Origin of the sequence: Lysinibacillus sp. GbtcB16 (genome assembly GCF_019091145.1) — a bacterium.
GTDB classification, from domain to species: Bacteria; Bacillota; Bacilli; order Bacillales_A; family Planococcaceae; genus Lysinibacillus; species Lysinibacillus fusiformis.
On the sequence record NZ_JAGXJV010000001.1, the window covers coordinates 448,545 to 461,667 of the forward strand.

12 protein-coding genes are annotated in these 13,123 nt (G+C 38.4%); all 12 read left to right on the plus strand.

The annotated features are described in order from the left end of the window. The first annotated feature begins 23 nt into the window (after positions 1–23). Positions 24–368, plus strand: coding sequence for a 50S ribosomal protein L19 (gene rplS / locus KVT27_RS02185; protein WP_008181294.1), 345 nt, complete (start codon positions 24–26; stop codon positions 366–368). A gap of 105 nt (positions 369–473) precedes the next feature. Next, entirely contained in the window at positions 474–1,037 is a 564-nt protein-coding gene (lepB, locus tag KVT27_RS02190) for a signal peptidase I (protein ID WP_036123951.1), read from the plus strand. Between the two features lie 57 nt (positions 1,038–1,094). Then, the gene (gene ylqF / locus KVT27_RS02195) at positions 1,095–1,967 is read left to right on the plus strand and encodes a ribosome biogenesis GTPase YlqF (protein WP_036123953.1); all 873 of its coding nucleotides are present in this window, start codon (positions 1,095–1,097) and stop codon (positions 1,965–1,967) included. A 154-nt stretch (positions 1,968–2,121) separates the two neighbouring features. Continuing rightward, positions 2,122–2,883: a ribonuclease HII gene (locus tag KVT27_RS02200; protein WP_150908032.1), complete on the plus strand. Its 762-nt coding sequence runs from the start codon at positions 2,122–2,124 to the stop codon at positions 2,881–2,883. Beyond that, positions 2,876–4,822 (plus strand): hypothetical protein, encoded by a 1,947-nt coding sequence (locus KVT27_RS02205; protein ID WP_254636035.1) that lies wholly within the window; start codon positions 2,876–2,878, stop codon positions 4,820–4,822. Before KVT27_RS02200 ends, KVT27_RS02205 begins: the two co-directional genes overlap by 8 nt. Next, the gene (locus KVT27_RS02210) at positions 4,819–5,121 is read left to right on the plus strand and encodes an EscU/YscU/HrcU family type III secretion system export apparatus switch protein (protein WP_012293250.1); all 303 of its coding nucleotides are present in this window, start codon (positions 4,819–4,821) and stop codon (positions 5,119–5,121) included. The genes KVT27_RS02205 and KVT27_RS02210 overlap by 4 nt, the downstream gene beginning before the upstream one ends. A 162-nt stretch (positions 5,122–5,283) precedes the next feature. Then, positions 5,284–6,444, plus strand: coding sequence for an ADP-forming succinate--CoA ligase subunit beta (gene sucC, locus KVT27_RS02215; RefSeq protein WP_036123960.1), 1,161 nt, complete (start codon positions 5,284–5,286; stop codon positions 6,442–6,444). A gap of 17 nt (positions 6,445–6,461) precedes the next feature. Then, complete coding sequence (gene sucD, locus KVT27_RS02220; protein WP_008181281.1) at positions 6,462–7,364, plus strand: succinate--CoA ligase subunit alpha; 903 nt, start codon at positions 6,462–6,464, stop codon at positions 7,362–7,364. Between the two features lie 169 nt (positions 7,365–7,533). After that, complete coding sequence (dprA, locus tag KVT27_RS02225) at positions 7,534–8,430, plus strand: DNA-processing protein DprA (protein ID WP_036123964.1); 897 nt, start codon at positions 7,534–7,536, stop codon at positions 8,428–8,430. Positions 8,431–8,521: 91 nt separating this feature from the next. Beyond that, positions 8,522–10,600 (plus strand): type I DNA topoisomerase, encoded by a 2,079-nt coding sequence (gene topA / locus KVT27_RS02230; RefSeq protein ID WP_036123967.1) that lies wholly within the window; start codon positions 8,522–8,524, stop codon positions 10,598–10,600. Between the two features lie 18 nt (positions 10,601–10,618). Beyond that, entirely contained in the window at positions 10,619–11,932 is a 1,314-nt protein-coding gene (gene trmFO / locus KVT27_RS02235; protein WP_036123970.1) for an FADH(2)-oxidizing methylenetetrahydrofolate--tRNA-(uracil(54)-C(5))-methyltransferase TrmFO, read from the plus strand. 285 nt (positions 11,933–12,217) lie between these two features. Next, positions 12,218–13,117 (plus strand): tyrosine recombinase XerC, encoded by a 900-nt coding sequence (xerC, locus tag KVT27_RS02240; RefSeq protein ID WP_008181273.1) that lies wholly within the window; start codon positions 12,218–12,220, stop codon positions 13,115–13,117. Positions 13,118–13,123: the final 6 nt, after the last annotated feature.

The following is a 13,123-nucleotide window of genomic DNA, read 5'->3' on the forward strand; positions in this document are numbered from 1 at the left end:
CATCTGTCTAAGGAGAGAAAACAATGTCAAACATTATTACAGAAATTACAAAATCTCAACTTCGCACTGATCTACCTGCTTTCCGTCCTGGTGATACTGTTAAGGTACACGTGAAAGTAGTAGAGGGTACTCGTGAACGTATCCAGCTTTTCGAAGGTGTAGTAATTAAACGTCGTGGTGGCGGTATTAGCGAAACTTTCACAGTTCGTAAAATTTCTTACGGTGTAGGTGTTGAGCGTACATTCCCTGTACACACACCAAAAATCGCTAACTTAGAAGTTGTACGTCGTGGTAAAGTACGTCGTGCTAAACTTTACTACCTACGTAACCTACGTGGTAAAGCTGCTCGTATTAAAGAAATTCGATAATTATGACTTAAAAGTGAGGGGCTTGTACGCAAGCTCCTTTTCTTTTTGCTTGTCATCTTAATTCCCTATCAACTAAAATAGTGTTAGACAAGGGGGCATTTCTCAATGGAAAAACAGGTGAAAGAAAAGAATGAATTATGGGAATGGACAAAAGCGCTATTAATTGCATTTGCGATTGCTGCAATCATACGATATTTTTTATTTACACCAATTGCAGTTGATGGTGAGTCCATGATGCCAACCCTTGAAGATGGCGACCGCATGATAGTGAATAAAATTGGTTATAAAATAGGTGAACCAAAACGCTTTGATATTGTTGTGTTTCATGCGCCTGAACAAAAAAATTACATTAAACGTGTAATTGGATTGCCAGGGGATTCACTGGAATATAAAGACGATCAATTATATATCAACGGTGAGCCAATAGATGAGCCCTATTTAGATGCTTATAAAGCTGAAATCGCAGGGGGAACATTAACTGAAGACTTTACCTTAAAAGACATCGATGTTTCATTAGATGAGATTCCAAAGGGGTATGTTTTTGTCATGGGGGATAATCGTCGAAATAGTAAAGACAGTCGACATATTGGTCTTGTAGATCAAAAGGAAATCATCGGCAATACAAGTTTGATTTTCTGGCCGTTTAATGACATAAAAATTGTAAAGTAATGCAAGAAAGGGAGCGTTCATGAACTCCCTTTTTCTTTTAATTTAGGAGGCACAGCAGTGACAATTCAATGGTTTCCCGGGCATATGGCAAAGGCCCGACGTGAAGTAACAGAAAAATTAAAGCTTGTTGATATTATATTTGAGTTAATAGACGCCCGTTTACCTTTATCGTCTCGTAATCCAATGATCGACGAAGTCATCAATCAAAAACCTCGTCTTTTAATTTTGAATAAGGCAGATATGGCAGACGAGCAAGAAACACGCAAATGGGTAGATTATTTTGCACAGCGTGGTCATAAAGCAGTAGCCATTAACTCCCTTGAGGGTAAAGGCTTACAGCAAGTAACAAAGGCAGCGCAGGAAATATTAAAAGAAAAGTTTGATCGCATGAAAGCAAAAGGGATGAAGCCTCGAGCTATTCGTGCAATGATTGTTGGTATTCCAAATGTTGGGAAATCAACATTGATTAATCGCTTGGCGAAAAAAAATATTGCTAAAACGGGAAATACCCCAGGTGTAACAAAGGCACAGCAATGGATTAAGGTCGGGAAAGAACTTGAGCTATTAGATACGCCAGGGATATTATGGCCAAAATTTGAAGATCAAGAAGTGGGCTTTAAATTAGCTTTAACAGGAGCTATTAAAGACACCATCACAAACATGGAAGACTTAGCAGTATACGGCTTACGTTTCTTATCCGTTCATTATCCAAAGCGTATGGAGGAGCGTTATGGCTTTGAATTGGTCCATGAAGATTTGGTTGAAACTTTTGACCATATTGGGAAACTTCGTCGCGTGTTTGGTGCAGGTGGAGAAATTGATTATGATCAAGTAGCTCAACTAATCGTTCGAGATATTCGAGGCTTGCAATTAGGCAAATTAACATTTGATTTTGTGGATGAACAACTAGAAAAAGAATCAGAACAATAAAAAGTATTGGAAACTGTCACACCCTCTTTGTGACAGTTTTTCTTTTAGGAATGAATTTTCCTACCGATAATAATTATATAGAGGAAAAATATGAAGCTACATAATGACTGAAATGGATATAGGTTTAATAAGTAGAGGCAAGAAGGAGTAAGAAATGAGAAGTATTAAAGAAATTACAGTAGCATTAAAAGATGCGGAAGAATGGCAAGAGTGGATGTCAGGAATTGCAGAAGATGAACGAGTAGGTGTTCAAAAGGCTTGGTTTTCTTGGCAAAAGAAACAAGAAAAAAGGCGCCAATTACTTCAGGAACATCAAGCAAAAGTAGCATTTGATTTAAGCTATGGGGGAATAGATGCATTAATCGCAGGTGTCGATGAAGCGGGGCGTGGTCCTCTTGCGGGGCCAGTCGTTACAGCGGCTGTAATTTTGCCAACAAATAGTGAGGCTCTTGTTGGTTTGAATGATTCTAAGCAATTATCGAAGGATAAACGAAATGCCTTTGCTGCATTAATTAAAGAACATGCTATTAGTTATTTTATTCACTTCCAACCGGCTCAACAAATAGACGAGCTTAATATTTATGAGGCGACCAAACAATCTATGAAGGCAAGTGTGGAATCGTTATCAAGAAAACCCGATTATGTTTTAGTAGATGCCATGACATTATCTATGGCTATCCCTCAGGATTCCATCATTAAAGGAGATGCCAAAAGCTTAGCAATAGCAGCAGCCTCCATTCTAGCTAAAACAGCCCGAGATGATTATATGGAACAATTAGATAAAGATTTTCCTATGTATGGTTTTGCACAACATGCAGGCTACGGTACAAAGCAGCATTTAAAAGCACTAGAAGAATACGGACCAACGATTCACCATCGTAAATCGTTCGAGCCGATTAAATCCATGTTTGAATAATACGTTAGCACCAATTACCGAAGGAGTAATTGATGAAAGGAGTATATATATGACAGCCACATCATTTAATCCGATCCACATGCAACAAAACCCAATAACTGCAAATAATCAGCCACTGGCCTTAAAACAGGGACAAGTATTTCATGGAACGATTAAGAAATTATACCCTGATCAAATGGCGGAGATACAAGTAGGAAATCAAAAATTTATCGCTAAACTTGAAGTTCCATTAAAAGCTGGAGATGCCCATTTTTTTCAGGTAACAGGAACAGATCCACAAGCAGAATTGAAAGTGGTGTCAGGACCGATGACGCCAACTGCTTCACCAAGTCAACAAATTAATCAGCTATTAGAGTCTATGAATTTACCTAAGTCAGCAGAGATGCAGCAATTATTAGGACATTTTATGAAGGCAGAGCTACCAATTTCAAAGGAACAACTTATACAAGCTGAAATGTGGTTAAAGGCATTACCAGAGGGTATATCTAAAATAGATGCTTTGCAAACGATTCAAAAAATGATAGAGCTTAAAATGCCCATGACTAATGAAGTGTTTCAAGCGCTAATGAGTGGACAAAAGACTTCTGGTATGGCGACTATTATGGAAAACTTTGCACAGCTTCTAGCAAAAGATACAGTAATGCCTGAACAGCTTAAACAAAATCTAATGCAACAAGTACAAGCAATTGCAAAGCCATTTGAAGTAGAAACAGGTAGTGTGGTTCTTGCAAAAGTTCTAGAAAATTTAACAAATAATGCAGCTACAACTAGTGAAAAAATCCAAGCCTTGTCGATCTTAAAGGAGTCAGGGATAATTCCGAATCAGGCGACATTGCAAAATTGGTCAAGTATGAATGAGGGAAAAGCTTCTCAGCAAATGCAGCAAGCGGGTCAAGTCGTTCAAACTATCCTAACAGCGAAGCCTGAAAATGTCGCTCAATTGATCGAACAGCTTAAATCGTGGACAACAAATCAACAATTTTTAACAAATGATCAAAAGCAGCAGATTAATCAGCTAATTGATCGTTTTAATCAGTTACCTGTCACAAAGCAAACAGTAGATATTTTTGCTAAACAGATGCAAGATCAATTATTAAAAGCCTTTTCTCAAAATACGTCCAATCATTTATTTACACAGGACATAAAAGGACTGTCAGTAAAAGATCATTTATTGTCCTTATTGAAGCAAGAGGTTGCTTCTCCCTTACAAAATGAAGCTTTAATGCGTAATCTTGTAAAAAATAGCATTGCTTCTTCACAACCCTTCATTCAACAAATAGTGACACAAGCAGACGCTCTTGTACAAAATTCGATGGATAGTAAGGCAATGGAGCATGCGATGAAAACAGTATTAAAAAATTTAGGGATTAGCTACGAGGCGACACTAGGGAACAAATCAGCGGATTTACAAATGATTGCACATCAATTAAAACCGCAGCTTCATACATTATTGCAGGAAACTAATATGACACCGCAATTGAAGGAAGCGGCAGAAATGCTAATGACACGAATGAATGGGATGCAGCTATCATCAGGCGAAAATGGACACCAACATCAACTGATTATGCAAGTTCCGCTTGAATTTTTCGGTAAGAGAATGGATGCTACATTGCAATGGAATGGTCGCATGAAGGATGATGGTAAAATTGATGCCAACTATGCGAGGGTATTATTTTATTTACAAATGGCATCCATGCAAGAAACGGTCATTGATATGCAGGTTCAAAATCGAGTAGTTACAGTAACGGTCTTTAATGAAAATTCACAGATTCAATCCCTTGCAGAACCATTAAAGGCAGCATTAAAAAAAGGGTTGGCAGAAAAAAATTATCAACTATCAGGCGTTTTTATGAAACAATTTGACGAGGACCTGGCAGTCAAAAATGGTCCTGTAGTAGAACAGCAAGAGGAACAGAGTGGGGTGGATATCCGCGTATGAGCGAAGAAAAATTTACCCGTAAAGAGGCAATTGCGCTAACTTATAAACTCGGTCAATTCGATAGTCCCACTGTTGTAGCAAAGGGAAAAGGGAAAATTGCCGAGAACATTTTGGCAAGAGCAAATGAGCATAATGTGCCGATTTATGAGGATCCTAACCTTGTGCAGCTGCTTGGTCAATTAGATTTAAATGAGTCCATCCCTGAGGAATTATATCAGGCTGTGGCAGAGGTCTTTGCTTTTATATATCGTTTAGATCAAGAACATGCGCGAAAATATAGAAAAAATGAAGTATTCTGATTATTATTGCAAGCTGTTTTAGTACACAAAATAGAAGAATACGTCATAATAATAGAGAAAATTCGAACAAAAGACAAAGTGTAGACTTTATCAGAATGTTTCGTTAGAATAGACTATGTTAGTAAAACAATTCTATGCAAATGTTTGATGGGAGGATGTATTATGAATATCCATGAATATCAAGGGAAAGAGATCCTGAGAAAATATGGTGTAGCTGTACCAAACGGAAAAGTTGCTTTTTCCCCTGATGAAGCAGTGAAAGTAGCGAAAGAACTTGGCTCTAATGTAACTGTAGTCAAAGCGCAAATTCATGCAGGTGGACGCGGTAAAGCAGGTGGTGTAAAAATCGCTAAAAACCTTGACGAGGTACGTACGTACGCAAAAGAATTATTAGGGAAAATTTTAGTGACTCATCAAACAGGTCCTGAGGGAAAAGAAGTAAAACGCTTGTACATTGAAGAAGGTTCTGATATCCAAAAAGAATACTATTTAAGTTTAGTTTTAGACCGTGCAACTTCTCGCGTTACAATGATGGGATCTGAAGAAGGCGGTATGGATATTGAAGAAGTAGCGGAAACAAATCCGGAAAAAATCTTCAAAGAAGTAGTTGATCCAGTTGTTGGATTAACAAGTTTCCAAGCACGTCGTATGGCGTTTAATATGAATATTCCAGCAAACCTTGTAGGGAAAGCTGTTAAATTAATGTTAGGTTTATATCAAGCATTTATCGACAAAGATGCATCAATTGTTGAAATTAATCCACTTGTTGTAACTGGACAAGGCGAAGTAGTGGCACTGGATGCTAAGTTCAATTTTGATGCGAATGCATTATACCGACATAAAGATATTGTCGAATTACGCGATTTCGATGAAGAAGATCCAAAAGAAATTGAAGCGTCAAAATATGATTTAAGCTATATATCTTTAGAAGGTAACATTGGCTGTATGGTTAATGGTGCTGGTCTTGCTATGGCGACTATGGACACAATTAGCTACTACGGCGGTAGCCCGGCCAACTTCCTTGATGTAGGGGGCGGTGCAACAGCTGAAAAAGTAACAGAAGCTTTCAAAATTATCCTTTCTGATCCACACGTAAAAGGCATTTTTGTAAACATTTTTGGCGGAATTATGAAATGTAACATTATCGCTGAAGGCGTTGTGACAGCTGCTAAAGAAATTGGTTTAGCTGTGCCATTAGTTGTACGTTTAGAAGGTACAAATGTAGAACTTGGTAAAGAAATTTTAAATGCATCTGGTTTAAACATCGTTGCAGCGGATTCAATGGCTGACGGTGCACAAAAAATTGTGGGACTAGTAGGCTAAGGAAGGCAGGGAGAACAATGGCTGTATTTATTAACAAAGATACAAAGGTAATTGTACAAGGGATTACGGGCGAAACAGCTCTTTTCCATACGAAGCAAATGCTTGAGTATGGTACTAAAATCGTAGCAGGTGTAACACCAGGTAAAGGTGGACTTGAAATCGAAGGAGTTCCTGTTTTCAATACAGTGGCAGAAGCTGTAGCTGCAACAGGCGCGACAACTTCAGTTATCTACGTTCCTGCTCCATTTGCAGCAGATGCAATCTTAGAAGCTGTTGATGCAGAATTAGAATTAACAATCTGTATTACAGAACATATTCCTGTTCTTGATATGGTGAAGGTTAAACGTTACATGGAAGGCAAAAAGACTCGCCTAGTAGGTCCAAACTGTCCTGGTGTTATTACAGCTGATGAATGTAAAATCGGTATTATGCCTGGTTATATCCATACAAAAGGCCATGTAGGAGTTGTATCTCGTTCTGGTACATTAACTTATGAAGCAGTACATCAATTAACGCAAGCAGGTATCGGTCAAACAACAGCTGTTGGGATCGGTGGAGACCCTGTAAATGGTACTAACTTCATCGATGTTCTTGAAGCGTTTAATAATGACCCAGAAACGTATGCAGTAGTTATGATTGGTGAAATCGGTGGTACAGCTGAGGAAGAAGCAGCTGCATGGATTCAAGCGAATATGACGAAACCTGTCGTTGGCTTTATTGGTGGACAAACTGCACCTCCAGGCAAACGTATGGGGCACGCAGGTGCTATCATTTCTGGTGGTAAAGGAACAGCTGCAGAGAAAATTAAAGCTATGAATGCGGCAGGCATTGAAGTAGCAGAAACACCATCTGTTATTGGTGAAACACTGATTAAAGTAATTAAAGAAAAAGGGCTATACGAAAAGTGTAAAACCCATTAAAATGGAAGATGTAGCACATAGTGGCTACATCTTTTTCCTTATTTATACACTGTTTATCTTCCTTCATTAAACAATTTCCTATTTACTGTATGGAAAATTACATCACAAAGTTGTGTTCAAATCATCATGCGGTCATTTACTTTCTTCTATTATAAAGGAGGTTTGTAGAATGATCCTTGCAGTTGATACACAGAGATTACTAGCTTTGCATTATGTATATCCTTTACCTCTTCAAAAACTTCAACGATTATTGTCCCCAGTGAACGTTTTAAACACTTTTGAAGAAGCTCATTATGATGAAATCGCAAATGTTTTACAAATATCGGCACATAAAGCATTGCAGATTTCTCAAAGCTTTCGACAAATTATGACAATCCCATTTGAAGAGGCCTATGCACGGGCCAATATTTTCCCCATACCTTTTTATCATCCTTATTTCCCGGCGCAATTATTTGAAATATCCAGTCCTCCTACTGTATTGTATGTGAAAGGTCAGCATTCCCTGTTAACAAACAAGAAACAGATAGCTATTATAGGCTCCAGGAAGGCTACAGCGTATTCTAAAAGAGCATTAGACCTAATTGTCCCATCACTTGTTCAATGTGGGTATACGGTCGTAAGCGGGCTAGCTAGAGGTGCTGATACAATGGCACATAGGGCAACAATCGATATGGGGGGGCACACAATGGCAGTTCTTGGGCATGGATTTAATTATCTCTATCCAAGCGAAAACCAAATATTGGCGAATGAAATGGCTATTCAACAGTTATTAATAACTGAGTATCCTCCATATATGAAGCCCGAAAAATGGCATTTCCCGATGCGTAATCGAATCATTAGTGGTTTAGCTCAAGCTTTAGTTGTGACAGAAGCAGCGTTAAAAAGTGGTACGCTTATTACAACAGAACTTGCATTAGAGCAAGGGAAGGATGTATTTGTAGTACCGGGACCTATTGATGCGACACAGTCCAAGGGGACCAACCAATTACTTGTGGATGGAGCAATTCCAGTAATAAATGGTCATCAAATCGTTGAAACACTGGACCTGTTTTCTAACAAAAATTGAAAAAAAGTTGCATTATCTTAAAATCTGTTATACATTTTGCAACAGGTAACTTAAAAATTTAGTAAAAGACCTCGCTAAGGGGGAGACATAGATGGCGGATTATTTAGTGATTGTAGAATCACCAGCAAAAGCAAAAACAATTGAACGTTATTTAGGCAAAAAATATAAGGTGAAAGCATCAGTTGGACACGTACGAGATCTTCCACGTAGCCAAATGGGTGTGAGTGCGGAAAATAACTTTGAACCTAAATACATTACGATTCGTGGTAAAGGACCTGTTTTACAGGAATTAAAATCTGCGGCTAAAAAAGTGAAGAAAGTCTATCTAGCGGCCGATCCAGACCGCGAGGGAGAAGCAATTGCTTGGCACCTTGCGACTGCATTAAATATCGATATTAACTCGGATTGTCGAGTTGTATTTAACGAAATTACGAAAGATGCGATTATTGAGTCTTTTAAAAACCCGCGTCCTATTAACATGGATTTAGTAGATGCACAGCAAACAAGACGTATATTAGATAGACTTGTTGGCTATAACATTAGCCCAATTCTTTGGAAAAAGGTGAAGAAGGGTTTATCAGCAGGCCGTGTACAATCAGTAGCGCTACGCATGATTATTGATCGCGAAAATGAAATTAAAAACTTCCAACCAGAAGAATATTGGACGATTGAAGGTACTTTTGAAAAAGGAAAAAAATCGTTTGATGCACTTTACTATGGAAATGGCAAAGAAAAAATTAAGCTAACAAATGAGGAACAAGTAAAGGCCGTTTTAAAAGGTGTCAAAGGGACAAACTTTAATGTTGTTAATGTTTCTAAAAAAGAGCGTAAACGAAATGCTGCACCAGCCTTTACAACTTCTTCGTTACAACAAGAAGCAGCGCGAAAATTAAATTTCCGAGCAAAGAAAACGATGATGCTTGCACAGCAATTATATGAAGGTATTGATATTGGTAAAAAAGAGGGAACAGTCGGGTTAATCACTTATATGCGTACCGATTCCACACGTATTTCTGAAACAGCAAAAACAGAAGCGGTTTCTTTCATCGAGTCAAAGTATGGAAAAGAGTATATTGCAACAGAAATAAAGCAGACGAAAAAGGCTTCAAATGCGCAGGACGCCCATGAGGCAATTCGTCCAACAAGTACGATGAGATCACCAGAGGAATTAAAGGCAGTCCTTAGTCGTGATCAGTTGCGTTTATATCGCTTGATTTGGGAGCGCTTTATTGCAAGTCAAATGGCTCCGGCTATACTTGATACCGTGGCGGTAGATCTTCAAAATGGTGATGTTTTATTCCGTGCGAACGGCTCACAAGTTAAATTTGCAGGTTTTATGAAGCTTTATATCGAAGGTACCGACGATCAAACAGAGGAAACGACAAAGCTTTTACCTGAGATGGAAATTGGTGATCAAGTAAAATCGCTTGAAATTGAACCTAAGCAGCATTTTACACAACCACCACCACGCTATTCAGAGGCGCGACTTGTTAAGACGATGGAAGAATTAGGTATAGGTCGCCCATCCACATATGCACCGACCCTCGATACAATTCAGCGCCGTGGCTATGTTGTGTTAGATGCAAAACGCTTTATGCCAACAGAGCTAGGCGAAATCGTACACCAACTCGTACTAGAATTTTTCCCTGATATCATAAATATCGAATTCACTGCACAAATGGAACAAGATTTAGATGATATTGAAGAAGGTAGTCGTCAATGGAAGAATATTGTGGAAGAGTTTTATAAAGACTTTGAAGTCCATGTTAAACATGCAGATGAGGCAATGGAGAAAGTAGTAATAAAAGATGAGCCAGCTGGAGAAGATTGTGAGCTTTGTGGATCACCAATGGTCTATAAGCTAGGTAGATATGGTAAATTTATGGCTTGCTCGAATTTCCCAGATTGCAGAAATACAAAAGCTATTATGAAACCTATTGGTGTAAAATGTCCATCATGTGAAACGGGCGAAATTGTGGAGCGTAAAAGTAAAACGAAGCGTCTATTCTACGGTTGTAATCAATATCCGGAATGTGAATTTGTGTCTTGGGACAAACCAATTAGTAGACCATGTCCGAAATGTAGTGCATTATTAGTAGAGAAAAAGATTAAAAAAGGTGTCCAAATTCAATGTACAAAATGTGACTATGAAGAAGCACCAACACAATGATAGGAAGATGGTAAAATCATGACTGAACAAGTAGTAAATGTAATAGGAGCGGGCCTGGCAGGTAGTGAAGCAGCTTGGCAAATAGCAAAACGCGGTGTGAAAGTAAGACTGTATGAAATGCGTCCAGTAAAGCAAACGCCTGCACACCATACAGATAAATTTGCAGAGCTTGTTTGTTCTAACTCGCTACGTGCAAATGGCTTAACAAATGCTGTAGGTGTTATTAAGGAAGAAATGCGTATTTTTGATTCTGTCATTTTAAAGGCAGCAGACCAATGTTCTGTTCCAGCTGGAGGAGCATTAGCAGTAGACCGTCATGAGTTTGCAGGTTATGTGACAGAGGCAGTGAAAAATCATCCATTGGTGGAGGTTATTCACGGAGAAGTGACAGAAATTCCTGAAGGTATAACAGTTATTGCTACAGGTCCTTTAACTTCGAAAGCTTTGGCTGAAAAAATTCAAGGTTTAACAGGTCTGGATTATTTATACTTTTATGATGCTGCTGCACCAATTATTGAAAAAGATAGTATAGATATGGATAAGGTTTATTTAAAATCTCGTTATGATAAGGGAGAAGCAGCTTATTTAAACTGCCCAATGACGAAAGAGGAGTTTGATCGTTTCCGTCAAGCATTAATCGAAGCAGAAGTAGTGCCTTTAAAAGAATTCGAGAAAGAAATCTACTTTGAGGGCTGCATGCCAATCGAAGTTATGGCAGCTCGTGGAGAGAAAACAATGCTATTTGGCCCAATGAAGCCAGTCGGACTTGAAGATCCGAAAACAGGGAAACGTCCATATGCCGTAGTACAACTTCGCCAGGATGACGCTGCTGGTACTCTTTATAATATTGTTGGCTTCCAAACGCATCTAAAATGGGGTCCTCAAAAAGAAGTATTGCAGCTAATTCCAGGACTAGAGAACGTGGAAATTGTACGTTATGGTGTTATGCACCGAAATACCTTTATTAATTCACCAAAAGTGTTAGAAAAAACATACCAACTTCGTGAACAAAAGAATATTTTCTTTGCCGGTCAAATGACAGGTGTTGAAGGGTATGTTGAATCAGCTGGTAGTGGATTAATAGCTGGAATAAATGCAGCTCGTTTAGCATTGGGACAAGAGCCAATTATTTTCCCATTCGAAACGGCGTTAGGAAGTATGGCGCGTTATATAACAGAAGCGCAATCGAAAAACTTCCAGCCAATGAACGTTAACTTTGGTATTTTCCCTGAATTACCACCAGGTCGCCGTTCAAAACCAGAGCGCGCTGAAATGCATGCAACACGCGCAATAAGCACAATTCATAATTTTGTGAATTCACAAACAATTTGATTGCCAAAAGCCTCTAAAAGTTGTTATACTCTTAGAGGCTTTTTCTTTTTGTTGATAATATGCTTGTTTAGACATGTTTTATTATTTTGTATGGAGATTTTCTCGAAATATAACTAATTACACTTGCTATCTTACAAAGATAGGTATAGTGTCAATATGTATGTTTATTAATGATGGTTTACGATACAAACTTGTAAGAGATGACAAAGAATTATTTATCCGTTATATTACAAGTGTCAGTCATTTGAGAAAATTATTAATAAATTATTGGTGGTGAATCTTTCTATGTTAGTTTCGTCCCAAGATGCACTCGAACAGTTCATGCTTTACATCCAAGTTGAAAAGAACTTCTCTGTTCATACAGTGCGAGAATATGAATCAGACCTGCTGGATTTTTTGGCCTTCTTACAAGGGGAAGGAATTCATGATTTAGCGAGTGTTGAATATATACATGCACGTCTTTATGTAACAAAGTTGTACGACGAAAAAAGAGCAAGGGCTTCTATTTCTAGAAAAATATCCTCAATACGCTCCTTCTTCCGCTTTCTAAATAGACAGTATGGATTTGATGATGGGGCATTTCGTTCTCTTTATCATCCAAAAAAAGAATCTCGTTTACCAAATTTCTTCTATGAAGAAGAATTGATGCAGTTATTTGATGCGAATACCGGGGATGATTTGAAATCATTGAGAAATATGGCTATATTAGAGCTGTTATATGCGACAGGTATTCGTGTAAGTGAGCTGACTTCCATTCAAGTTAAGGATGTAGATTTTCATTATTCCATCATACGAGTTATGGGAAAAGGTCGGAAAGAACGAATTATCCCATTCGGTCAATTTGCGAGTTTAGCAATGCTGGACTACATAGAGCAGGCTCGTCCTAGATTGATGAAAAAGACTAATCATCAGCAATTGTTTGTCAATATGCGAGGTGGGGAACTTACTCCACGAGGGGTACGTCATGTTTTAAACGAAATGATTGACAAGGCCTCACTCCATACGAAAATTTACCCACACATGCTTCGCCATACTTTTGCCACACATTTATTAAACAATGGCGCGGATTTGCGAACGGTGCAGGAGTTATTAGGCCACTCGCATTTATCTTCTACACAGGTTTACACACATGTAACAAAAGAGCACCTACGTCAAACATATATGAATGCTCATCCAAGGGCATAATAGAGT

Bases quoted from the DNA above. Each gene is read 5' to 3' on its own strand.
- rplS (WP_008181294.1), top strand. From the start codon at position 24: ATGTCAAACATTATTACAGAAATTACAAAATCTCAACTTCGCACTGAT.
- lepB (WP_036123951.1), top strand. From the start codon at position 474: ATGGAAAAACAGGTGAAAGAAAAGAATGAATTATGGGAATGGACAAAA.
- KVT27_RS02200 (WP_150908032.1), top strand. From the start codon at position 2,122: ATGAGAAGTATTAAAGAAATTACAGTAGCATTAAAAGATGCGGAAGAA.
- KVT27_RS02210 (WP_012293250.1), top strand. From the start codon at position 4,819: ATGAGCGAAGAAAAATTTACCCGTAAAGAGGCAATTGCGCTAACTTAT.
- sucC (WP_036123960.1), top strand. From the start codon at position 5,284: ATGAATATCCATGAATATCAAGGGAAAGAGATCCTGAGAAAATATGGT.
- sucD (WP_008181281.1), top strand. From the start codon at position 6,462: ATGGCTGTATTTATTAACAAAGATACAAAGGTAATTGTACAAGGGATT.
- dprA (WP_036123964.1), top strand. From the start codon at position 7,534: ATGATCCTTGCAGTTGATACACAGAGATTACTAGCTTTGCATTATGTA.
- topA (WP_036123967.1), top strand. From the start codon at position 8,522: ATGGCGGATTATTTAGTGATTGTAGAATCACCAGCAAAAGCAAAAACA.
- trmFO (WP_036123970.1), top strand. From the start codon at position 10,619: ATGACTGAACAAGTAGTAAATGTAATAGGAGCGGGCCTGGCAGGTAGT.
- xerC (WP_008181273.1), top strand. From the start codon at position 12,218: ATGTTAGTTTCGTCCCAAGATGCACTCGAACAGTTCATGCTTTACATC.